The sequence below is a fragment of the Dyadobacter sp. 676 genome, from assembly GCF_040448675.1.
GTDB lineage: Bacteria > Bacteroidota > Bacteroidia > Cytophagales > Spirosomataceae > Dyadobacter.
Genome location: NZ_CP159289.1, coordinates 2,954,766 through 2,977,331, shown reverse-complemented (window position 1 = coordinate 2,977,331; position 22,566 = coordinate 2,954,766). Strand labels below are relative to the sequence as shown.

Genomic DNA, 22,566 nt, shown 5'->3' with positions numbered 1-22,566 from the left:
CATTGGCAAAGCGAATTCTTATACCGATACTTTCCCTGTTCAGGACCGGAAGTGCTGAGGACAAAAAATTTAAGGAGTCGATTGCGCATGTTATAGGCGACAAGCCTTCTAATCTCGGCGTTTATCAGCTGGCTTTCAGGCACACCTCCGCTTCCCGCGAGACCGCTATCAAAGGTTTCAGGGAATCGAACGAGCGTTTGGAATACCTGGGCGACGCGGTGCTGGGCATGGTGGTGGCAGAGTTTCTTTTTACCAAATATCCCTACAAAGACGAGGGCTTCCTCACCGAAATCCGCTCTCGGATCGTGAATCGCGAGTCGCTGAACCAGATTTCGCGCAAGCTGGGCCTCGACCGGCTGATCGAATACGACGGCAACCGCCGCGGTATGTCGCCACGCTCATCCATGTACGGGGACGCGCTCGAAGCATTCGTAGGCGCCATTTACCTCGATAAGGGCTTCCGTTTCACGCGGACCTTCATCATCAGCAAGCTCATCACACATTACGATCTGGACAGTATTATCCAGAACAATGTGAACTTCAAAAGTCTCATCATCGAATGGGCGCAGCGCGAGGGCAAGGAGATCCGCTTCGAAATACTCGAAGAACGGGGTACCCGGCACCACCGCGAATTCATCTCCCAAATCCTCGTTAACGACGAGCCCTTCGCCATTGGCAACGGCTTTACCAAGAAAAAAGCCGAACAATCCGCTTCCGAGCAGGCCTGCGCAATCCTTGAATTGAAATAACCTTACTTGTTTTTAAAGCGTCTGCTCATTGGTTCTCCTATGGGCTAATGTCGTTTTGTGTGTTTTGAAAAAACGATTGTCGGTCATTTTGTCTGCATTCCGGAGAAAAGCCGGACGAATGCGGCCATTTTGTCACTATTTTTCCCATTTTTCCAGCCCGGAACAGAAGTTGTTAAATACAGGGCATAACCACGACGGTTAGAAGAAACTGAAAACATAGAACATAAAAATCTTATAACAATGAGCACATTAGTCAAACATTTCGCAGGTCCATCTTATTTGAACGGATTTTTTGGTAAGGATCTATTCCACGAGTTTAACACCCCTGCTTTCGCAGGTACCGTGCCAGCTGTGAATGTGGTTGAAAATAAGGAAGGTTTCCGCATTGAAGTAGCGGCTCCCGGCCTTCAGAAATCAGACTTCAAACTGAACCTCGAGAAAAATCAACTGACCATTTCAGCTGAGAAAGAGCAGAAGGAAGAAGAAAAAAATGAGAAGTACACCAGGAAAGAATTTAAATACACATCTTTCCAGAGAACTTTCACTTTACCCAATACCGTTGACGGGGACAAGATCGAGGCGAATTATGCCGACGGCATCCTGAGTATCGTGCTCCCCAAACGTGAGGAAGCAAAAGAAAAACCTGCCCGACTGATTGAGATTGCCTGATCGGGGCGGTCTGCATAATGGGCGTTATTCGTGAGGATAACGCCTTTTTTATGAACGCCGGTAGATAATCGCCTGGCAGGATATTTTAGTAAATCCCCAGATGAAATATCTTTGTTAAAAGATGTTAAACGAATCTACGGCGGGAATAATTTGTTGATTGATTTGCGTTATTTGTCCATAAAAATATAACCCCAACATATGTCTATGAAAACAAATTGGAAAGGTTTGGTGTTGGTTGGGTTGATTTCAAGTGCATCAACCGTGGCTGGCCTCAAACTGCTTGGTCCTGATAGTGATAGAGATGTAATTTTTAAAGAAGCCCCCGCCGAGTCCCTGGCACGTTTTACGTCGGCAGGTGCCCCGGCAGGTGCTCCCGGTGATTTTGTTTACGCGGCAGAAGCGACTACGCCAACGGTGGTCCACATTAAGTCTATCAGCACAAGGCAGGCTTACCGCGGCCAGCAAATCCCCGATATTTTCCGCGATTTTTTCGGCGATGACTTCGGAAGCCCCCGGGGCCCGCAGCAATCGGAAGCGACCGGTTCCGGTGTAATCATTACAAATGATGGTTATATCGTGACCAACAACCACGTTGTGGAAGGCGCGCAGGAGCTCGAAGTTACCTTGCATAACAAGAGTAAGTTTCGGGCGAAAATCATCGGTACCGACCCGTCAACCGACATCGCGGTGATTAAAATCGAAGGAAAGGACCTACCCGCGGTAACGCTGGGTAATTCGGATGCCGTGAAAGTAGGGGAGTGGGTGGTTGCCGTTGGTAACCCTTTCAACCTTGAGTCGACCGTTACTGCCGGTATTGTGAGCGCCAAAGGCCGTGGCCTGGGTATTATCGGCCAATCGCGCCGTAACCAGATGCAGCCGACTTCTTCTGCTCCCGGTGATTCGCCACTGGAATCTTTTATCCAGACCGACGCCGTCGTGAACCCCGGAAACAGTGGTGGCGCATTGGTGAACCTGAAAGGTGAGCTGATCGGTATCAACACCGCGATTGCAAGCCCTACGGGTAGCTTCGCCGGTTACGCATTCGCAGTGCCTTCGAGCATTGTGAAAAAGGTGTCCAGCGACCTGATCAAGTTCGGTAATGTACAACGTGGTTATCTAGGTATTTCCCTCGACGACCTCGATAGCAGAAAAGCGGAAGAATACGGTGTCAAAGTAAGCGACGGTGTGTACGTCCGCGATTTCACCGAAAACAGTGCCGCGAAAGCAGGTGGCGTCAACAAGGGTGACGTGATTGTGAAAGTGGATGGTGTAAATATCCACTCGATCCCTGAATTGCAGCAATCGATCGGCCTGCACAAACCCGGCGATAAAGTGAACCTGACCATTAACCGCGACGGTAAAGAAAAAGAGCTGACCGTTACGTTGCGTAACCGCGCAGGCGGCTCTGAAATCATCAAGAGAGACGAAGCGGCCGCGGTAATGAGCTCACTCGGAGCGCAGTTCGGGAACCTGACCGACCAGGAGAAACAAAGACTGTCACGCTACAAAATCGATGGTGGTGTGAAAGTGTTGTCGATCGAAGGCGGCAAGTTCGCGCGCTCGCAAGTGGAAGAAGGGTTTATTATCACCAAAGTCAATGGTAAAACCGTAAAAACTGTAAAGGAATTCGAAGCGGCGATCGCGGGTAAAGAAGATTCGATGGTACAATTCGAAGGACTTTATCCCGATGCTCCTTACGATATCTACTCATTCGGATTCAGATTGTAATTTCAATCTAATGTATAAATAAGCGAAGGGCTGCGATGATCACCATCGCAGCCCTTCTTGTTTTCAATGCTTTGTGAATCAAAGCAGGAATTTCAGCTTAATCACCTCTTTCTCCGTCAGGAAGCGCCATTTTCCTCTGGGCAGGTCTTTTTTGTTCAAACCGGCGAAAACGGTACGGTCGAGTTTCTGGACTTCGTAACCCAAATGCTCGAACATGCGGCGAACGATGCGGTTGCGGCCGCTGTGAATTTCCAGGCCTACGACATAGGCGTCGGGCGTAACGATACCCACTTCGTCGGGGCGGATGAAGCCGTCTTCCAGTTCCAGGCCGGCTTGAAGCCGCTCGAAGTCCTCGGTAGTGATGGGTTTATCTAGTTCGGCCTGATAGATTTTCTTGATTCCGCTCGACGGATGCGTCAGTTTCTCGGCGAGTTCACCGTCATTGGTAAGCAAAAGCAGGCCGGTCGTATTACGGTCGAGGCGGCCTACGGGATACACGCGCTCCGAGCATGCGCCCGCAATCAGGTCGAGGACGGTTTTGCGTTCTTCGGGATCGTCGGTTGTCGTGATGTAATCCTTCGGTTTATTGATCAGGATGTACACCATTTTCTCCGGGTTCAATGCCTTTTTGCCGTATTTCACCACGTCGGTGGGCTTTACTTTGTAGCCCATTTCAGTGATGATCTTGCCGTTAACGGAAATCTGACCCGAAGATATCAGGTCATCGGCCTCACGGCGGGAGCAAATGCCCGCGTTGGCGATGTAACGGTTGAGGCGGATCTCGTTGCTTTCGTCCTTCTCTTTATGCCTCGCCGCCGGCTTTTTCTTATGCTCGTAGTTGTCGAGATTATAGCGTGGTGCGGTTTCATAACGGCCTACGCGCCTTTCCAGCCCACTGCGGTCTTCCTGCTCATCGTCCTGAAAACGGGAGCGATAGGGTTTATCGTCCCTATCTTCTTTTTTTTGAACGGACCTTCGTTCCGGTCGAATGAACGCCCCGGCCTATCCTGGCCCGGCCGCTCACCACGCGGTTTGAAATCGCGGTCGTCCCTTTCAAAACGTGGTTTGAATTCACGATCGCCATTGCCTCTTTCGGGCCGCGATTTGAAATCACGCGCGTCTCTTTCAGGGCGTGGCCTGAACTCTCGCTCGTCATTATCTCTGTCGAACCGGGGTTTGAACTCACGGTTGCGGTCTCCGCCGAAGCCCGGTCTTTCAGGACGGTCACCGGAACGGAAATCTTTTTTACCAAAATCCTTTTTAAAACCGCGTTCGGCAGAATCACCTTCGCGGCGGAAGGGGCGATCGTTACCGCCTTTGTCCCATTTCTTGAAATCCGGCCTGGTGAAGCCCGGTTTATCATAGCCGGAACGCTCATCGCGGGACCTTTCATGATCGAAGCTGGGACGTGCTTTCTGGCCCTTGTTTTCGGCAGGCGCTGAAAAACGCAGGCTGGATTTTTTAATGCTGGGCTTGCTGAACCGGCTTTCCACTTCCGGCTTTGTGCGTTTGAAGTAGCCGCCTCCATCTTTGGAGCCTCCGGCCGACGGGCGGGAGCTGTTGCCGCCTCTGGAATTGTTTCTGTTTCTCATCAGGAATGCAGTATCACTACTGGATTTATTTCCTCTTTACAAATTTACCTTGTAACCGATTAGTGCATTAATTCGCACAGAATGGTATGCATTGCCACTAAAACTGGTTAGCCAACGTATCTGATGGTCAGAGTACTTAGTGTTAGAAAAAAATAGCCTGCAAAGATACGGGAATTTTGCGAGAAAATATTTTTGGAAGTGTTTATGCCAAAAATGCAACAGGAACGTTTATAAGTACTATCAGAGAAATGCGGCCGAAAATGGGCATTTTCCCTAACTAAACCTTCATTAACAAGTGCATTATGTCAGCTGAGGCGCAGGCGCAACCTTTGTGGAAACCGGGGAGGACCCTGTTGGAACAGTCCAATCTGAAAAAGTACATGGACTGGCTGTTTGTCAAAAAAGGGCTCTATTTCCGTTCTTATCACGATCTTTGGGAATGGTCGGTTACCGACCTGGAAGATTTCTGGGAAAGTCTCTGGAATAACTTCAATATCAAATCGCACGACCTGTATCTGGAAGTGCTGCAACGGCCGGTAAGCGGCTTTATCGGCACACGCTGGTTCACCCGCTCGAAGCTGAACTATGCGGAGCACATTTTCAGAAACAAAACAAAGGACAGGCCGGCGATCCTCTTTCAGTCTGAAAAATCGGAGCTTGTCGAAATCTCCTGGGACACGCTCGAAGGGCAGGTCGCGGCCGTTTCCACCTGGTTGAAACAGCGCGGAGTGAAGCCGGGCGATCGTGTGGCGGCCGTATTACCCAATATTCCGGAAGCAATAGTCGCATTCCTGGCTACGAATGCGGTAGGCGCAGTTTGGTCGTCCTGTTCGCCGGACTTTGGAAAACCCGCGATAACCGAACGTTTTTCGCAAATCGAGCCAAAGGTTTTGTTTACTGTAGACGGGTATTTTTACAATGGCAAAGTCTACGACATTACCTCGTTCGCCGGTGAGCTGCACGCATCGCTTCCCACCGTCGGAGACACGGTGCTGATCAACAATATATTTTCGGAAACCCGTCCCGACCGGTTTACCTCGTGGGACGATATTCTGCATTTCGAAAATTCCGGAATCGACTTCGAGCCCGTGCCATTCGACCATCCGATCTGGGTCCTCTATTCTTCCGGAACGACGGCGAAGCCCAAAGCTATTACCCATAGCGTCGGCGGTTGCCTGATCGAGCATATGAAGGCGCTGATTTTACATCAGAATGTAAAGCCCGGCGACCGTTATTTCTGGTACTCGACAACCGGCTGGATGATGTGGAATTATGCGCTGAGTTCGTTGCTGTGCGGAGCCACACTGGTGCTGTACGACGGCGCACCGGCCTATCCATCGTCGCAAGTGCTCTGGACATTGGCCGAAAAGGCCCGTATTACGCATTTTGGCAGCGGAGCGGCATTCTATATCGCTTCGATGAAAAGCGGCGTCAGCATTAGTTCCGAGCGATTAAACCATCTGGAAACGATCGGTTCGACAGGCTCGCCATTGCCACCCGAGGCGTTTGAATGGATTTACAGGCAAGTCAAAAAGGATGTGTGGCTGATCTCGTTGAGCGGAGGCACAGACGTGTGCAGCGCGTTCGTAGGCGGTTGTCCGCTGCTCCCCGTGTATGCGGGAGAAATCCAGTGCCGGATGCTGGGTGCTAAAATCGAAGCGTTCGATGAAAACGGCCGGTCTGTTTTGAATGAATTGGGCGAAATGGTCATCACACAGCCCATGCCGTCGATGCCCATTTACTTCTGGAACGATGATCATGACGAAAAATACTTGTCCAGCTATTTTGAAATGTACCCGCATGTGTGGCGGCACGGCGACTGGATCAAAATCACGGACCGGAAATCGGTCATCATTTACGGGCGATCCGATGCTACCCTGAACCGCGGCGGCGTGCGCATCGGGACGGCGGAGATATACCGGGCGGTGGAAAGTATTCCGGATGTGAAGGATAGTCTGGCCGTTTATCTCGAAAAATCGAATGGAGAGGGCACCATATCGCTGTTTGTCGTTTTGGCGAAAGATAAGGAACTGACCGACGAGCTGAAACAGCAGATCAGGGACACATTGCGGACGCAATACAGCCCGCGGCACGTTCCGGACACAATCGAGCAGGTGAGCGATATTCCCTACACGATCAACGGCAAAAAAATGGAAGCGCCGATGAAGCGGATACTGATGGGGCAGGATCCGGCGAAATGCATTAATATCGATACCATGCGTAATCCCGAGTCGTTGAAGGCATTTATCTAGAAATCCGTGTCGTTGGTCTGTTAACACGCTGCATTCATTTGCATTAGGCAACCAAAATTATTTAATTCACGTTGGGGAAATAGGCAATTTCTCCGGCGCCAGCCATACTCCTAATTCCAACAGGTATGAACTCAGAAAGACCTCAGCCTCCGATTCAGAACTCGAAATCCGTAGTTCGTTTGCCCATCATCATTGCGATCACGCTGGCGGCTGGTGTGCTGCTGGGAAGTACGTTTTTCAGTGGCGGGAAGAAGCTATCCGACGTCGCGAAGGGTTACGGCAAGTTCAGGGAAGTTTTAATGCTGGTCGAAAACAACTATGTGGATTCGGTAAATACCGAAGAGCTGGTCGATTTCTCGATTTCCAAAATGCTCGAAAAGCTCGATCCGCACACTGCCTATTTCAATGCGGAAGAGGCTACCGCGGCGAGGTCGCAACTCGAATCAGGCTTCGACGGCATCGGCGTGGAGTTCAATATTTATAACGACACCGTGTATGTGGTTACGCCTTTGAGCGGAGGGCCTTCGGAAGCGGCGGGTATCCAGAGCGGCGACCGTATCATTTCCGTTAATAAAGAAAACCTGTCCGGCCCCGGCGTTACCAATGCGCAGGTATACAAGTTGCTGCGTGGAAAACGGGGTACGAAAGTCGATCTGTCTATCGAGCGGGTCGGATTGAAGGATAGAATGAACTTCTCGGTGGTCCGCGACCGCATTCCTACTTTCTCGGTGGATGCGGCCTATATGGTGGACCAGGAAATAGGTTATATCAAAGTGAGCCGTTTTTCGGAAACCACTTACGACGAATTTAAGTCCGCCCTGAAAACATTGAAGGCCGAGGGTTTGAAAAACCTCATTCTCGACCTCCGCGGCAACCCGGGAGGGTATATGGAGCGCGCCACAAGCATGGCCGACGAGTTTATCGCTGGCGATAAGCTGCTTGTTTACACCGAAGGAAAAGACAGCCGTTTCGACCGCAAGACGCGTTCGCATGTGGAGGGTCTCTTTGAGCAGGGGCCGCTGATCGTGCTGGTCGACGAAGGCAGCGCATCCGCCTCCGAGATCCTTGCAGGCGCATTGCAGGACCACGACCGCGCGTTGGTTGTCGGAAGAAGGTCTTACGGAAAAGGCCTCGTACAAATGCCGATCAAACTGTCCGACGGCTCGGAATTGAGGTTGACGATTTCACGCTACTACACGCCGAGCGGCCGCAGCATTCAGAAGCCCTACGAATTGGGTAAGGGCGAAGATTACAGCCAGGACCTGGCTCACCGCTACGAAAGCGGCGAGCTGTTCAATGCCGACAGCATTAAATTCGATAAGAGCAAAGTTTACAAAACCGACGGTGGTCGGATCGTGTACGGTGGCGGCGGCATTACGCCCGACATTTTTGTTCCGAAGGATACTTTGCTGAACAGCAAATACCTTTTTGAATTGTATTCGAAGAATATTATCCGTGAATATGCTTTACGGTATGCCAACGAGAATCAGAAACGGCTTGAAAAGCAGCCTTTCAAAGAATTCCTGAAGTCGTTCCAGGTAACCGACGCCATGGTGGCCGAGCTCGTCAAAGACGCATCGAAAGCGGGCATTAAACCCAATGAAAAGGAACTGAACCTTTCCAAACCGCTCATTACCTCGCAAACGAAGGCAATCATCGGTCGTTATGTGTGGGGCAGAAAGCAGAAAAGCGGGTTAAACAACGAGGTGTTCCAGGTGCTGAACCCGACGGATAATGTTTACCGGCAGGCCGTCCAGCTGTTCAGCCAGGCCGCACAACTGGAAAAGGGTGAATTCAGCAGCCTTAATATTCCGAAAAACAAAAAGTAATTCACGCCACACCATTTAACTCAATGTCCCGTATTGCATTTATTACCGGAGCCACGTCCGGTATCGGTAAGGCTACGGCGGATGCATTCGCCGCTGCCGGAATAGACCTTATTTTGTGCGGCCGCCGCCAGGAGCGCCTCGATGAAGTCGCTGCCGAACTGTCTTCAAAAGTAAAAGTAACCACACTCATATTCGACGTTCGCGATAAAGGTGCAGTGCTAGCGGCAGTCGGGTCGCTGCCCGATGAGTGGAAAAATATCGATATTCTGGTCAACAATGCCGGCAATGCGCACGGCCTGGGCACAATCGATGAAGGCGATACCGATGACTGGGACGCGATGATCGATGGCAATGTCAAAGGGCTTCTTTACGTTTCGAAGGCCGTTATCCCGCTGCTTTTGGAACGCGGAAAAGGGCATATCGTGAACATCAGCTCGATTGCCGGTAAGCAAACTTACGTGAACGGCGCGGTATACTGTGCGTCCAAAGCGGCAGTAGAGGTGATCAGCGAGGGAATGCGCCTCGAACTGACCCAGCATGGCATTAAAACGACCAATGTCGCGCCAGGTGCGGTAGAAACCGAGTTTTCCCTGGTGCGCTTTAAAGGCGACGAGGAGCGGGCCGATAAGGTATACCAGGGCTTTGATCCCTTGCAGGCAAGCGACATTGCCGACGCCATTCTTTACGCCGTCAATGCGCCGGACCGCGTTACGATTGCCGACATCACCATTCTGGCGGGAGCGCAATCTACTGCTACGACTATTTATCGTAAATAGCATTTTATTTGGTTTCTGGCCATAATGCGAACAGGAATCGATACCTTTGTCATTCTTTTTGGGCCCCGACTTCCATAAATAGGAAGTCGGGGGTATTTCGATTGCCTATGAAAAGTTTTGACCAAAGTTCCCCGGCCGGTTCCGCCGCGCCGGTTCCGGCCTCCCAGACTGTATTCCCGATCCTTCTGGCACTGAGTTTCTCACACTTGCTGAACGACACCATGCAATCGCTCATCCCGTCGATTTACCCGATGGTGAAGGAGTCGTTCAACCTCAGCTTTTCACAGATCGGGCTCATTACCTTTACATTCCAGGTCAGTGCGTCGGTTTTCCAACCGCTTGTAGGGTCATTTACGGATAAAAGGCCCCAGCCATATGCCCTGGCGGTTGGCATGTGTTTTACATTGCTGGGGCTCGTTTCGCTTTCCATGGCAAACAGCTTCCATATTGTACTGCTTTCGGTAGGTTTGATTGGTGTCGGATCGGCGGTTTTCCATCCGGAAGCGTCGCGGGTAGCACGTATGGCATCCGGGGGGAAGCATGGGATGGCGCAGTCGCTGTTTCAGGTAGGTGGTAATGCGGGCAGTTCGCTCGGGCCGCTGCTGGCGGCCTTGATATTGTTGCCTTATGGCCGTTTTCAGGTAATCTGGTTTTCGCTGGTAGCCTTGCTGGCGATTGTTATCCTGTCGTGGGTGGGTGGCTGGTACAAGCAAAACCTGGCTATGGTTGTTAGGAAGGCAAGCGGCCCTGTCGTACGGGAGAATGCCATTTCAAAGACGAAAGTGGTGGTGTCGATCGGCATTCTGCTCCTGCTGATCTTCTCGAAATATATTTATATGGCCAGTATTTCGAGCTATTTCACTTTCTACCTCATCCATAAATTCGGCGTTTCCATTCAAAGCTCGCAGATTTATTTGTTTGCCTTCCTTTTTGCCGTAGCGGCCGGGACCTTCGTCGGCGGGCCTGTCGGGGACAAAATTGGCCGTAAGTATGTAATATGGATCTCGATCCTCGGCGCGGCACCTTTTGCGCTGTTACTGCCTTATGTCGATCTTTTCTGGACAGGCGTATTGAGCTGCATCATCGGACTGATCCTGTCTTCGGCATTCTCCGCGATCCTCGTGTACGCGCAGGAGCTGATCCCGGGAAAAGTAGGAATGATCGCCGGTTTGTTCTTCGGTTTCGCATTTGGTATTGCGGGTATCGGCTCGGCTATTCTTGGTACGCTGGCCGACAAGACGAGTATCGAATACGTCTTCTGGATTTGCTCGTTTTTGCCGTTGATCGGGCTGCTAACCGGATTTTTGCCAAATTTAGAGAGGAAGTCCTGAGCAGTTCAGGTGTATTGCTTATCAAGCAGATTTAGAAAACCGGGGATGTCGTAAACGGGTAAGAGCGTTAGGGCATCCTTTTTCAGTTTTTTATCCCTGCTAAGAAAGAAGTCTATTTTGTGATGAATTGCGGTATAATATTGCAGGGCATCTTCAATATCGTCTATTTGAGAAGTTAGAGCGAGGTTCACAACGTCGTGACCGGCATCGATAATCCTGACATCTGAAAGAAGGAGCAATAGAAGATCTTTGGACTTGGCACTTCCGTAAGCTTTGGTTAGCCAGTAGCTTACAATATGCAAAATGGAGGGAGAAATGAAGGCTTTGATTTTCTTTTCCAATACAAGCACCATGACTTTCCTGGCATTTTCATAATCTTTTCTTTTCAAAAGAAAATCGAGAATAATGTTGGCATCGAGAAAAGCGCTAACTGCCATATTTTTCTGAACGGGCTTCGTGATAGGCTTTCACAAGGTCTTGATCGGCATTTATACTAATGGGCGCATCCATTTCATCCACTACTTCGAGAATGTTGCGCTTTTGTTCGGCAGACCGTGCAATAGATTTCAAATGATCCTCAATAATCTGAGAAACACTGACCTGCCGCGCAGCCGCATAGCTTTTAATGTATGCCAGAACAGTATCTTCGATCGTGATATTCAAGCGAGTTTTCATACCACTAATATGCGCATAAACTTTCAGATATGCGCATAATTTCTAAGCTTTTATTCTCAAAATCAACTCCGGATCAGGACATAAATCCAGATAATAACCCCGATCCGCGGCATTGCAAACGCCGGGGAAATCGCCCCGGTAACTTCCCATATCCCTGATAACCTGGAAATGCAAATGCGGCGGCCAGTCGCCGTTTTCAGGGTAAGGGCCGATGGCGGCGAAGCGTTCGCCGGCCCGGATCGTTTTGCCTTCGTGTAAGCCTTCCAATGAGCTTAATGATAAATGTCCATAGAGCGTAAAGAAGGTTATCCCGCTTAATTTATGCGCAAGAATAATGGTTGGGCCATAATCCCCATAATGGTCGTTGAATGCGAAACTGTGCACAGTCGCGTCGAGCGGGGCATAAAGCGGAGTGCCGGCCTCCGCCCAGATATCGACTCCCAGGTGAATGCTCCGGGGCTTTTCGATGTCGGTAGTGAAATGTTTGCGGTGCCTGTAAATCACGCGGTCTTCGTCGTAGCCGCCAATCCCGTTAAAAGTGCTCCCGGAGAGTAGCTCGTTGAAAACGTAGGCGTTGAAATCCGTTGTTTCGGATAAATCCCTTGTTAACAGACCGGTATTGCCGGCTGTAAAATCCAGCTTTCGGTAGGGTTTGCCGTTTTGTACAATGGCTGTGAATGCGGGGTGATGGCGGAGTAGCCGGACGAGTTCAGACATCGATCAACAGATTTTAAAACAAACAGGCAAGCCGTTGCCGACTTGCCTGTTTCGGGAAAACATTATTTCGGATCCAGCGCCTGCCTGATTCTTTGTGAAACATCCTGTAAATGGTAGCGCGTGTTTTTATCGGTGCTTTTTGCAACGGCAGCATTCACCGTCACTCTCAGGCTTTCCAAATGTGCCCGTGCGATTGACGGTAAATCCGTTTTTTCAAGTTCCACCGAGCGCGTGGAAAAGCCGTAAGTGATGCCAACGGGAATCGATTGAACATTCGCGCGGCCTGGTTTCAGCAGAGAAATCAGCTTTTCGGCATATACTTTCTGGAGATTTCTTCGATACAGGTCAATCGGCTTGCCGGTTTTGATTTCCGACCATATTCCCGTTTCCAGATCAGTGAAAAGGTCATCCAGCGTGTAGTTCTTAGCCGAAACGCCCGTCTCCATCAGCCGCACGGCGCGATCGCCTGCAAAGAGGGCGGTTAGCGCGTAATCCTGCAATGCCTTAACCGCCTCTACACCGGTTTCAGGCTTCACTTTATTAAGTATGTTCTGGTCAAGTAGCCAGGTCGGTGTTTTGAAAAGCTGTGTATTCAGGAAATCGATCGCCTCCTTCTGAGTGGCTTTTGGAACAGTGGTGAAGGTGGGCCCTTCCATGTCGTAGGTGGTCGGGGTGTCGTAAATACCGCCTACGTTTTTTATCACATGGCCGAGGTAACGGCGGTATTGCGTTACCACATTGCCATAGATTTCGTCCAGCTCTTTATAGCTTTCGCCGTCTTCCCTGCTCCATTCGATCAGGTTCGGCATAATGCGTTTCAGGTTTTTGATGCCGTATTCGGAAGCTTTCATGGCATTGTCGCCCAGATCCTCCGTCTGGTAACGCGGGTCGTAGGGGCTGATTTCCGTTCCGAAATGCAGCCGGTTGTCTTTGTAAGCCTCCTTGGTGAGGGTGTTCAAGGCCAGTTTTTCAGTCTGGGCGTCCCTGGCATCGGGGAAATTGCTGTAACCCCATTGAATGGCCCATTTGTCGTAATCGCCGATGCGCGGAAAGAGGTTGGTGATGCCGTCTTCCGGCTGCGCCACGTAATTGAAACGGGCATAATCCATGATCGACGAGGTGTGCCCGTGCTGCTCCACCCATGCCTTATCACGCAGTTTTTCAACCGGCGTGGCCGAACTTGCGCCCATATTGTGGCGAAGTCCCAGGGTATGGCCGATCTCGTGCGACGATACGAAACGGACGAGTTGGCCCATCAATTCGTCATCAAACTTTTTCGTACGTGCTTTCGGATCCACCGCAGCGGCCTGGATGATGTACCAGTTGCGCAACAAACGCATTACGTTATGGTACCAGCCGATGTGGCTTTCCAGTATCTCGCCGCTGCGAGGGTCGTGTACGTTAGGTCCGTAGGCATTCTGGATGTCGGCCGCGAAATACCGGATCACCGAGTAACGTGCATCTTCGAGGCTCATGGTCGTGTCGTTTTCGGGCCAGTACTCGCCTCGGATCGCATTTCTCCAACCTGCCTTTTCAAATGCAGCCTGCCAGTCGTCGACGCCCGCTTTCAGGTATTTGCGCCATTTTTCGGGTGTAGCCGGGTCGATGTAGTAAACGATCGGCTTTTTGGGCTCGATCAGCTCGCCGTTTTGCTGTTTGCGTGCGTCCTCCGCATTTTTGGGTTCGAGGCGCCATCTTACGGCAAATACCTCCGTGTCCGAACGTTGGGATTCTTCGCCGAAAACGGCGTATTGGTTGGCAAAATAACCTACCCGGCTATCGAAAATGCGTTTTTTCATCGGCACTTTTGGAAGCAGTATCAGCGAAGAGTTCATTTCGAACGTCACGACGCCCGCATCGAGGCCCGAAGGAAGGTACTGGCCAATCGAGGGAACCGGTGCGGGAGTCAGCAACTGGGGCGTTACATTAAAGGTTTTGATCGTGCGAATTTCGGTATTGATCGGGTACGTGCTGATTTTGGAAATAAACGAGGCCTCTTTCTTGAATGCGGCGAGTTTCAGCAACTGCTTGCTTACCGAGCTCAGCGAAAACACCTGGTTGTCCGAGTTGAAGAAATCGGTGACGTCGATCACCGAAGCATTCGCGGGTTCTTTTTTTAATTGCTTTAATATCAAAAACACCTATAATCGGATCGGAGTTAGAATTTTTGACTGCCTGAAAAATAGGTTTGGTGCTGTCGGGACTGGTGACCACGATCGTCACCGACCTCAGCAGCAGGTTATTATCCATTCCTTTTTCCCAGCGGATCATTTGCCGGTTCACTTCTTCGCCACCGAAAATCCCCCCGCCCGCGGCAGTTTTGGAATAACGGGTAACCGTCATGATATCGCGGTTCAGGAGCGAGTCGGGTATTTCGAAATACCACTTATCATCCACCTTGTGTACCGAGATCATGCCTTTCTGGCTCACTGCATTGGTGCTGTCTATCAGATCTTTGAATGCTTTCGGGCCTTTCTTCTTTTCGTCTTTGAGCTTGTCCTTGACGGCTGAGGCGACGGCGTCCACGGCTTTGTCGATTTTTACATCTTCCTGTTTTTCTTTCTTTTTCTTTCGTTGCGCGTGCGCGTCGTTCATATACACGCATGCCAGCACCGCGAGGAGTAGGTAACGCATTAATCGCATAGAGTTGGTTGATTTTGAATAAGTATGAGGTTTAAATAAAGGGGAACGCGTTGTTATCTGGCCATCAGTTCCGCCAGGACACCTTCTTTGAGGGCATATTTCGAAACCTGGATTTGCCTGATGCCGTGCGTTTTGAGCACATAGTCGATCAGGCACACCGCCACGACGATCATATCGACCCGTAGCGCGATCATCCCCGGAATCGCCATGCGTTCATCGTGGTTGCGGGTAAGGACGAGGGCGTAGGTACGGTAAAACTCTTCCAGGGGAATGTCGAAGTCGGTTTGGCCTGCGGGTGGCCAGTCGTTGGTGCGGTGGTGAAAATCAATGTCCACAAGTGTATCGAACGTGCCGGATGAACCTACCAGCTTTGCGGGCGCATATTGATGTACCGCATTGGAGAGGGGAATGAGGTTCTCTTCGAAATGATTGTACAGGCTCCGGCGATCGCCCGGCGAAAGCGGGTCGTTGCGCATGAATTTTTCCATCAGCCGCTGACCGCCTATTTCAAAACTCTGTTTCCAGAAAATCTGGGAGTGGTTGCCAATGATAAATTCGACGCTTCCGCCACCGATATCCATGATCAGAGAGGGTTCGTCGCCGATGTCGGCACCCGTGCGGACACCGTGATAAATGTATTCGGCCTCGCGGTTGCCGTCGATGACCGTCACTTCGATATTCGTTTTTTGCAGGATTTCGGAGCAGAACTCGTGACGGTTTTCCGCATTTCGTACCGCACTGGTGCCGAACGCGAAGGTTTTTTCGGGCGTCACTTCATATGAGTCGAGTTTTTCGCGGAAATAGGAGAGGACGGCCAGCGCGCGGTCCCGGGCTTCCGGCGTGATAATGCGCCTGTTGATCCCGCCCAGTCCGATCCTGGCGGGCCTGCTTTCGTGGAAAACCGTCTTGAAATGAGCGCCGTTCGGCTCGGCGATGAGCAGGTGAAATGTGTTGGTACCTAAATCAATTATTCCGAGTCTCGAACTCATATCGGGCCGTTTAATCTGTTAATGACTTTCGTTTCAATGCAATGGATACAAAAATAAATGAATTTTAACGACTTATTTCTTGATTTTCTGTTGGATATAGTTTTTCTTTGCAGTCCGATTTCAGAAACCAATTCAAAGAACATTACAATTTATAAGCATGCTTATTATTAACATTAAAGACAACGAATCGATCGATCGCGCTCTTAAGCGTTACAAGAAGAAATTTGAAAGAACCGGTACAATGCGTGAGCTTCGTGCCCGTACAGCTTTCGAAAAACCATCTGTTAAGCGTCGTTTCGAAGTTTTGCGTGCGGTTTACAAGGAGAAAACTTACGGTCATTTAGAAGACTAATCCTTTGAGGAATGGTTTTCTGAAAGACTTCAATAGGATTATTGTATCCATATCATACGAAAAGGAGCTGTCTTGAATAAGATGGCTCCTTTTCGTATGTTCGGGCTATGATAACGCCGTTTCTGGAATTCCTTCAATTCGAAAAGCGCGCCAGTGCGCATACTATCAAATCGTACCGTACTGATCTGGACCAGTTTCAGAAATATCTTCTTTTCCAGTACGACTGCAAAGAACCCGAAACGGCCAAGCCACCGATGCTTCGTTCGTGGATCGTAAGCCTGATGGAAGAAGGGCTTAACCCATCGTCCATTAACCGGAAGATCGCGGCGCTCCGTACTTTCTACGGATATTTGAGGAAGAAAAAGCACATCGACAGCGACCCGGCCAAAATCCTTTCGGCGCTCAAGGCACGTAAAAAACTTCCAGCATTCGTGGAGGAAAAATCCATGGAAATGCTTTTTGAGGAAGGCACATTTTCCGATGATTTCGAAGGGCTGCGCGACAGGGTAATTATGGAGCTGCTTTACGGCAGCGGTATCCGCCTCTCGGAGCTGGTATCGCTGGAATTGAAAGACCTGAACTTGCCCGCGCGTACGATCCGTGTTTTCGGAAAACGATCGAAGGAGCGGATCGTGCCTGTTTCCACATCTTTGGCGCAATTGCTTCAAAAATACATCGGGCAGCGGGCGCCGGAAGAGCCTACCGATATTTTGCTGCTAACCGATTCGAACAAAGCTGTTTACCCCGTTTTTGTGCAGCGTAAAGTGAAACAATATCTTTCGGTCGTTACCACGCTTTCGCAGAAAAGCCCGCATGTGCTCAGGCATACGTATGCGACGCATTTGCTCAACCGCGGTGCCGATCTGAATGCGATCAAGGAACTGCTGGGCCATGCCAATCTTGCCGCCACGCAGATTTACACGCATAACTCTATCGAAAAGCTTAAAAAAACGCATCAACAAGCCCACCCCAAGGCCTGAAACCCATTTTTTAAAGTTATATTTGCCTTCAGTGCAAATTTCAAAATATAATTTCGTCACTCCATTATGAATAATAGTTTCCAGGACGCAGTTGTAACGAAGTATAATATTTTTAATAGCCTGTTTCTGAGCCTGCCCTACCGTGGCATCTTCCAAACGGGTTCGTTGCTTCCGATACTGACCCAACAAAGCGAAATTGGCTTTCAGGAAGGTAAATCTCCCAAAGAAATCATCGAGCATTTTTTTTCGGAGCTGCTGGAAACGGCTACCCCCAAAGAACGTGCTGATCTCCTTTTTGCATTTATCCAATATATCGAAAGACAAGTTGTTCTTTTCGACTCGGTGGAAGATGCAGCATTTGACCAAACCCACGATTTGACCGGCAAAGGGTCGGTGACTTACCTGACGGAGCGCCTGGATAACGACGAACTGAAAAAGAAACTGCTGGCCAAACTGGAAGATTACAGCGTGCGGATCGTGCTTACTGCCCACCCGACGCAGTTCTATTCCGGCAAGGTGCTCGGGATCATCAACGACCTGGAAGATGCGATTAAAAAGAACGATTTCACGGAGGTAAACCAGCTGCTGCTGCAACTTGGAAAAACCGCTTTCATCAACCACGAAAAGCCAACGCCGTTCGACGAGGCGGTGAGCCTGTGCTGGTTCCTGGAAAACGTATATTACGACGCGATCCCCTCCATTCTCGAAAAACTGATTAACGGCCTGGGAATGAGCGTTCACGACTGGCCGTATCCGAATGTGTTCCGTCTGGGTTTCTGGCCGGGAGGCGACCGCGACGGCAACCCGTTCGTGAACCCTGAAATTACACTGAAAGTAGCCGCCCGCCTCCGCGAAACGCTGTTGCGTGGCTATTACCGCGATCTTCGCCAGCTGAAACGGCGGCTTACCTTCAAAGGCGTCGACGACGCGATTTCGCTGGCCGAAAAAAGATGAACAGCACCATTTTCGGGCCTTTCGAGGAGGGTTACGAAAATGCGCAGGAGCTCATCGACGAGCTGCTGAAAGCCCGCGAAGTGCTCGTGAACAAGCACCAGGGGCTGTTCGTGGAGCTGCTGGATAATTTTATTCTCAAACTGAACCTGTTCGGGTTCTTCTTCGCAAGCCTGGACGTGCGCCAGGACAGCCGCAAGCATGGCAAGGCGTGGGAGGATATTTTAAAAAGACTGGAAAAGAAAATACCGCTCCTGAAATACAGCGATTACCAAAGCTGGGACGAGGCGAAGAAAATCGACCTGCTGCTCTCTTTGAATATCCCGCTGCGGGACGAGGACTATGAGGACGAGCTCACGAAGGACATTCTCGGTTCGATCAGGGCTATCAAGACGATTCAGGAAAGGAATGGCGAAAAAGGTGCCCATCGTTATGTGATCAGCAACAATACTTCCGCGCTGAACGTGATGGAAGTGGTGGCACTGGCCAAAAATCTGATCGCCAACGAGGACGGCAAACTGGCACTCGATGTCGTACCGCTTTTCGAAACGGTGGACGACCTGGCCAATGCGCCGGGCATTATGCGCTCGCTATACGAAAACGAATTTTACCGTAACCATCTGAGCAACCGGGAGAATCACCAGACGATCATGGTAGGCTTCTCCGACGGTACCAAGGATGGTGGCTACCTGCGTGCAAACTGGTCGATCTACCGCGCGAAGGAAGAACTGACGAAGGTCTCGCGTGAATTTGGGATCAAAGTCACATTCTTCGACGGCCGCGGAGGGCCTCCTGCACGTGGTGGCGGCAATAATCATAATTTTTACTCTTCGCTCGGCAAAGACATCGAAGACAAGGAAATCCAGCTAACGGTGCAGGGCCAGACGATCAGTTCCAACTACGGTACGGTTACCACGGCCATGTACAATCTGGAAAGACTCTTTACCGCCGGTTTGGAAAACCATCTTTTCAAAGGCAACCGCGAAGATGAGCTGACGGAGGAAGATAAGGACCTGATCGAGGAAATGGCCGAGATCGCCTACAATTCCTACCTGGAACTGAAAAATCATCCGATGTTTGTCAAATATCTGGATAAAAAGACGCCATTGCGTTTTTACGGGCAAACCAACATCGGCAGCCGCCCGACCAAGCGCGGTAATGACGACGGCGGCCTGAAGTTCGAGGATCTGCGTGCAATCCCGTTCGTAGGCTCATGGGCTCAGATGAAGCAAAATGTACCGGGTTTCTATGGTTTCGGGACGGCCATTCGCGAACTTGCCAAGCAGGACAAGATCGAAGATATCAAGAAACTTTACCAGAAGTCGTTGTTTTTCAGAACGTTGATTGAAAATTCGATGCAGTCGCTTTCGAAAGCATTCTTCCCGGCAACCAAGTATCTGCGTGATGAGGAAGACTACCGGGAGTTCTGGGACAAAATGTATGACGAGTTCGTGCTCACGCGCGATCTGTTATTGGAGGTATCCGGCCAGAAAGAGCTGCTGGACAGCAACAATGTTACCAAGGTTTCCATTAAAACCCGTGAGCGCATCGTACTACCATTGATCACGATCCAGCAATATGCATTGCAAATGCTCGCCGGTGATCCGAAGGACTTACAAGTGGATGTAGAGATTTACAACCAACTGATTATCCGGGCGATGTTCGGGATTATCAACGCGGCGCGGAATTCGGCTTAGACTGATAAGCGGGGTTGTGAAGCGTGGTGCAATGGACCTGCACCACGCTTACTTATAATAACCTGTGAGGCCCCGATCGCTACATAGGGGTAATCGTTGCTAAGGAAAACACAAAAAAATTACCACCTCGCCACCAGGCACCTTTCTGTAATGAAAGGTATTCATTCGCTTTTTGCCAGCAGCAGAAGGTAGTATCATCGGTATTCTCGAAAAGTGCACCGCCGAAGTATTCAGGTGTTATTTCGATTTCAATTCCATTGCCTGTTGCATTTTGGACCATGTCGAAATCAGATCTTCTAAACGGGATGACTTCTTCGAATGGAAGTGGTTGCCCGAGTTGTTGTGTGATAAGTAACTGTGCCTGGTCATAAATACCATCGTTTTCGGCTATTATTTTAATCTCGTCGTCTACCGACAATGTCTCATCATAATCATAATCGCCACATTCATAATTGAACAAAATTACTTTGCGCTCGGGCCCGCTTCTGAGAAAGTTCGTGAAATCGGAAAGGTACGTATTTTCAAGAGGCTCGCCCACAGCAGTGGGGTATGGCACCCCTAAAAGATCTTTTACCTGATTTATCAGTGAATTCAATTTATGATGTTCCATAGCTTCTGAGATTTAAGTGTGGCCAATTAAGAAAGATCATTGACTAAAAAGGAATGGTCTAATAGGGTAGAATTTTACATTAATTCCCCACACCGGCAAAAAAGAGAGGCTGTCCATCAAAGAAAATGAGCAGAAGGTCAATTTGGGCTATTATACGGGTCGGATATGTAAGCCGTTCGCCTCGCGATTGCCTTTGCGATTATGACAAATTGTTATGAGGTGCTATAATGTACCCGTCCGACGTGGGAATTCAACGACGCGGGTATGAAATCGCCCGTTTTGAAGACGCAAGGTATCGGACAACTCTTTGGTATAACGTGGTCGTATGATTTCAAAAGTGACTTGTTTGCGGTGAGATATCCCCAGGACGGCAGCCGTGGAAGAGGGCTGGCAGGTTTATATTTGGCCAGAAACTCGCAGGCCGTCAGGAGAACGCCTGTGACAACCAGGCAGATAACGACTGATTTTTTCATAATTGAAAGGACTATGACCTCCGTTGTTCCGGAATGACAATCTTCGTGTAAAAGCGCCCGTTCGTAAACCGTAATGTATCTTCCCATGAATTCCAGGAACGGGGAGAGCGGAGGACGAAAGTCGCTTCGAAAGTGCCTTTGATCTCCCTGTTGCCGTTATGCTCGTACTTTTCCAAAATCAGAAAGTTTTCCGCACCGGGCACGAGTTCGTATTTGTCGCGGTAGATGTCTTCATCGATAAAAGTGCAAAACTGCGCAAACACAGCAAGCGTATCTTCACACTTGGGATCATACGGCAATAATTTGTACCTGCCCGGAGTGGAGGGAATGGAATAGAATCCCAGCGTTTGTTGCACAACGCCCGGCCTGTCGAGAAGAGACGCTTCTACAAAGAAATATCGGCTGCGACGGCATTTAGGGATTTGCTCATCATTCTCAGTCATGGCGCGCACCCATTGATACGCATTGGAATAAGTCTTTTCCCAATTGCGACCATTGACCTTCGCTTTCAGGTAGCCGAATGAATTGGGCGGGAAGCAGACATCGGACTGGCAGCCGTAAAGACCGATTGATATCAACAAGGTCATATAGTGATGTTTCATGGTTTGTATCACAGTTTAATCTGTGAGTAGTTATCCGCCGCTGCCTTTTATATTCAAATAATGTATGCGATATAACATTTCGATCGAAATTTTGCATTATTTCAGTTTATTGAAAAACGTGCAGAATGGGATCGGTTCGGGAAGTAATCGTTCGGTAGCGTTCTCCATACGAATAGCTCTTGCCATTTACCCAGAAGCACTTTCCCCCAAACTTTTCCCCACAATTATTAGTAGACGAATTGTTGCGAGGGCTTATATTTGATAATACTCAATCCATTCCAAACTCTACATTACTTCCACATCATGACACATCAGTCGGATCATCGTGCCTATTTCTTCAAGATAGATACGACTATCAAAAAGATTCGGAATGCCCTGCAAAAACAGCTTACCGAGGCCGGTTTTGACCTTACGGTAGACCAATGGGTGCTTATCGACCATATTTTCAGAAAACAGGGCATCAGCCAGAACGAGCTGGCGGAGATGACTTTCAAGGATCCTCCTACCGTGACGAGGATCATCGATTTGCTGGAAAAAAAGGATTGGTGGAACGCGGTCCGGCTGCGGGTGACCGCCGAAAATTCAACCTTTTCCTGACGAAAAACGGGGAGGCGATTTACAATCAGGCATTTCCAATTGTGGCCGACATCCGCCGCAAAGGATGGGGAAGCCTGAGCGACGCCGATTACCAGCATTTCGTGCGGATTATGGACTCCATTTACCAAAATTTTACCTGATTTGATAAAATTTTTACCTCCCGCAAGTGGAAGAATGCCAGGTTTTTAGGCGGTTCTTCCACTTTTTTTGTGTAGAAACGGATGATATATGGAGTAAATGAATGAGCTTCCGGTTAAACCTTTCGGTACCTTTTTGTATCTAATTCATAGAACGGTTCCGCAACCGGAAGGTTCGGGGAGGTTGTTCGGTAATTATCAGTTTTCAATTTTATCC

General features: G+C 49.7%; 19 protein-coding genes and 2 pseudogenes. 11 read left to right on the top strand and 10 right to left on the bottom strand.

All coding sequences use genetic code 11. The features are described from left to right. Positions 1-2: 2 nt before the first annotated feature. The 3 genes from rnc (at position 3) to ABV298_RS13375 (ending at position 3,146) form a co-directional block, all read left to right on the top strand. On the top strand, positions 3-749 hold the full coding sequence (gene rnc / locus ABV298_RS13385; RefSeq protein WP_353722585.1) for a ribonuclease III: 747 nt from the start codon (positions 3-5) through the stop codon (positions 747-749). A gap of 240 nt (positions 750-989) precedes the next feature. Beyond that, complete coding sequence (locus tag ABV298_RS13380) at positions 990-1,418, top strand: Hsp20/alpha crystallin family protein (protein ID WP_353722584.1); 429 nt, start codon at positions 990-992, stop codon at positions 1,416-1,418. A gap of 204 nt (positions 1,419-1,622) precedes the next feature. Next, positions 1,623-3,146: a Do family serine endopeptidase gene (locus tag ABV298_RS13375; protein ID WP_353722583.1), complete on the top strand. Its 1,524-nt coding sequence runs from the start codon at positions 1,623-1,625 to the stop codon at positions 3,144-3,146. Between the two features lie 78 nt (positions 3,147-3,224). Here ABV298_RS13375 and ABV298_RS13370 read toward each other — a convergent pair whose 3' ends face one another. Beyond that, positions 3,225-3,818 (bottom strand): pseudouridine synthase, encoded by a 594-nt coding sequence (locus ABV298_RS13370; RefSeq protein WP_353722582.1) that lies wholly within the window; start codon positions 3,816-3,818, stop codon positions 3,225-3,227. 203 nt (positions 3,819-4,021) lie between these two features. Then, positions 4,022-4,738: a hypothetical protein gene (locus ABV298_RS13365; protein ID WP_353722581.1), complete on the bottom strand. Its 717-nt coding sequence runs from the start codon at positions 4,736-4,738 to the stop codon at positions 4,022-4,024. A gap of 302 nt (positions 4,739-5,040) precedes the next feature. Here ABV298_RS13365 and ABV298_RS13360 point away from each other — a divergent pair, with 302 nt between their 5' ends. From ABV298_RS13360 to ABV298_RS13345, 4 genes are all read left to right on the top strand, one after another. Continuing rightward, the gene (locus ABV298_RS13360; protein WP_353722580.1) at positions 5,041-6,990 is read left to right on the top strand and encodes an acetoacetate--CoA ligase; all 1,950 of its coding nucleotides are present in this window, start codon (positions 5,041-5,043) and stop codon (positions 6,988-6,990) included. Positions 6,991-7,115: 125 nt separating this feature from the next. Beyond that, complete coding sequence (locus ABV298_RS13355) at positions 7,116-8,819, top strand: S41 family peptidase (protein ID WP_353722579.1); 1,704 nt, start codon at positions 7,116-7,118, stop codon at positions 8,817-8,819. 23 nt (positions 8,820-8,842) lie between these two features. Beyond that, positions 8,843-9,595: an SDR family NAD(P)-dependent oxidoreductase gene (locus tag ABV298_RS13350; RefSeq protein WP_353722578.1), complete on the top strand. Its 753-nt coding sequence runs from the start codon at positions 8,843-8,845 to the stop codon at positions 9,593-9,595. Between the two features lie 107 nt (positions 9,596-9,702). Beyond that, positions 9,703-10,926: an MFS transporter gene (locus ABV298_RS13345; RefSeq protein WP_353722577.1), complete on the top strand. Its 1,224-nt coding sequence runs from the start codon at positions 9,703-9,705 to the stop codon at positions 10,924-10,926. Between the two features lie 5 nt (positions 10,927-10,931). On the opposite strand, the gene ABV298_RS13340 is transcribed toward ABV298_RS13345, so the two are convergent. From ABV298_RS13340 to ABV298_RS13315, 6 genes are all read right to left on the bottom strand, one after another. Beyond that, entirely contained in the window at positions 10,932-11,363 is a 432-nt protein-coding gene (locus tag ABV298_RS13340) for a PIN domain-containing protein (RefSeq protein ID WP_353722576.1), read from the bottom strand. After that, positions 11,353-11,601 carry a DUF6364 family protein gene (locus ABV298_RS13335; protein ID WP_353722575.1) on the bottom strand — a complete coding sequence of 83 codons (249 nt, stop codon included), beginning with the start codon at positions 11,599-11,601 and terminating at the stop codon, positions 11,353-11,355. Before ABV298_RS13335 ends, ABV298_RS13340 begins: the two co-directional genes overlap by 11 nt. A gap of 42 nt (positions 11,602-11,643) precedes the next feature. Beyond that, a complete protein-coding gene (locus ABV298_RS13330) occupies positions 11,644-12,318 on the bottom strand; it encodes a peptidoglycan DD-metalloendopeptidase family protein (protein WP_353722574.1) in 675 nt (224 codons plus the stop codon). Between the two features lie 62 nt (positions 12,319-12,380). Next, positions 12,381-14,363 (bottom strand): zinc-dependent metalloprotease, encoded by a 1,983-nt coding sequence (locus ABV298_RS13325; RefSeq protein ID WP_353723182.1) that lies wholly within the window; start codon positions 14,361-14,363, stop codon positions 12,381-12,383. Beyond that, on the bottom strand, positions 14,245-14,952 hold the full coding sequence (locus ABV298_RS13320) for a DUF5118 domain-containing protein (RefSeq protein WP_353722573.1): 708 nt from the start codon (positions 14,950-14,952) through the stop codon (positions 14,245-14,247). The genes ABV298_RS13325 and ABV298_RS13320 overlap by 119 nt, the downstream gene beginning before the upstream one ends. 62 nt (positions 14,953-15,014) lie before the next feature. Beyond that, positions 15,015-15,950: a phosphatase gene (locus ABV298_RS13315; protein ID WP_353722572.1), complete on the bottom strand. Its 936-nt coding sequence runs from the start codon at positions 15,948-15,950 to the stop codon at positions 15,015-15,017. A 157-nt stretch (positions 15,951-16,107) separates the two neighbouring features. Here ABV298_RS13315 and rpsU point away from each other — a divergent pair, with 157 nt between their 5' ends. The 3 genes and pseudogenes from rpsU to ABV298_RS13300 all read left to right on the top strand — a co-directional run bounded on the left by rpsU (position 16,108) and on the right by ABV298_RS13300 (position 19,930). Next, positions 16,108-16,302 (top strand): 30S ribosomal protein S21, encoded by a 195-nt coding sequence (rpsU, locus tag ABV298_RS13310; RefSeq protein WP_015813375.1) that lies wholly within the window; start codon positions 16,108-16,110, stop codon positions 16,300-16,302. A gap of 107 nt (positions 16,303-16,409) precedes the next feature. After that, positions 16,410-17,282 carry a tyrosine-type recombinase/integrase gene (locus ABV298_RS13305; protein ID WP_353722571.1) on the top strand — a complete coding sequence of 291 codons (873 nt, stop codon included), beginning with the start codon at positions 16,410-16,412 and terminating at the stop codon, positions 17,280-17,282. Positions 17,283-17,348: 66 nt separating this feature from the next. Continuing rightward, positions 17,349-19,930, top strand: a pseudogene (locus ABV298_RS13300) (phosphoenolpyruvate carboxylase). Between the two features lie 79 nt (positions 19,931-20,009). Here ABV298_RS13300 and ABV298_RS13295 read toward each other — a convergent pair. Together ABV298_RS13295 and ABV298_RS13290 are read right to left on the bottom strand one after the other, a co-directional pair. Then, positions 20,010-20,540: a hypothetical protein gene (locus ABV298_RS13295; RefSeq protein WP_353722570.1), complete on the bottom strand. Its 531-nt coding sequence runs from the start codon at positions 20,538-20,540 to the stop codon at positions 20,010-20,012. A gap of 484 nt (positions 20,541-21,024) precedes the next feature. Next, entirely contained in the window at positions 21,025-21,615 is a 591-nt protein-coding gene (locus ABV298_RS13290) for a hypothetical protein (protein WP_353722569.1), read from the bottom strand. A 303-nt stretch (positions 21,616-21,918) separates the two neighbouring features. On the opposite strand from ABV298_RS13290, the pseudogene ABV298_RS13285 reads away from it, so the two are divergent. Then, positions 21,919-22,352: pseudogene (locus ABV298_RS13285) on the top strand (MarR family transcriptional regulator). Positions 22,353-22,566: the final 214 nt, after the last annotated feature.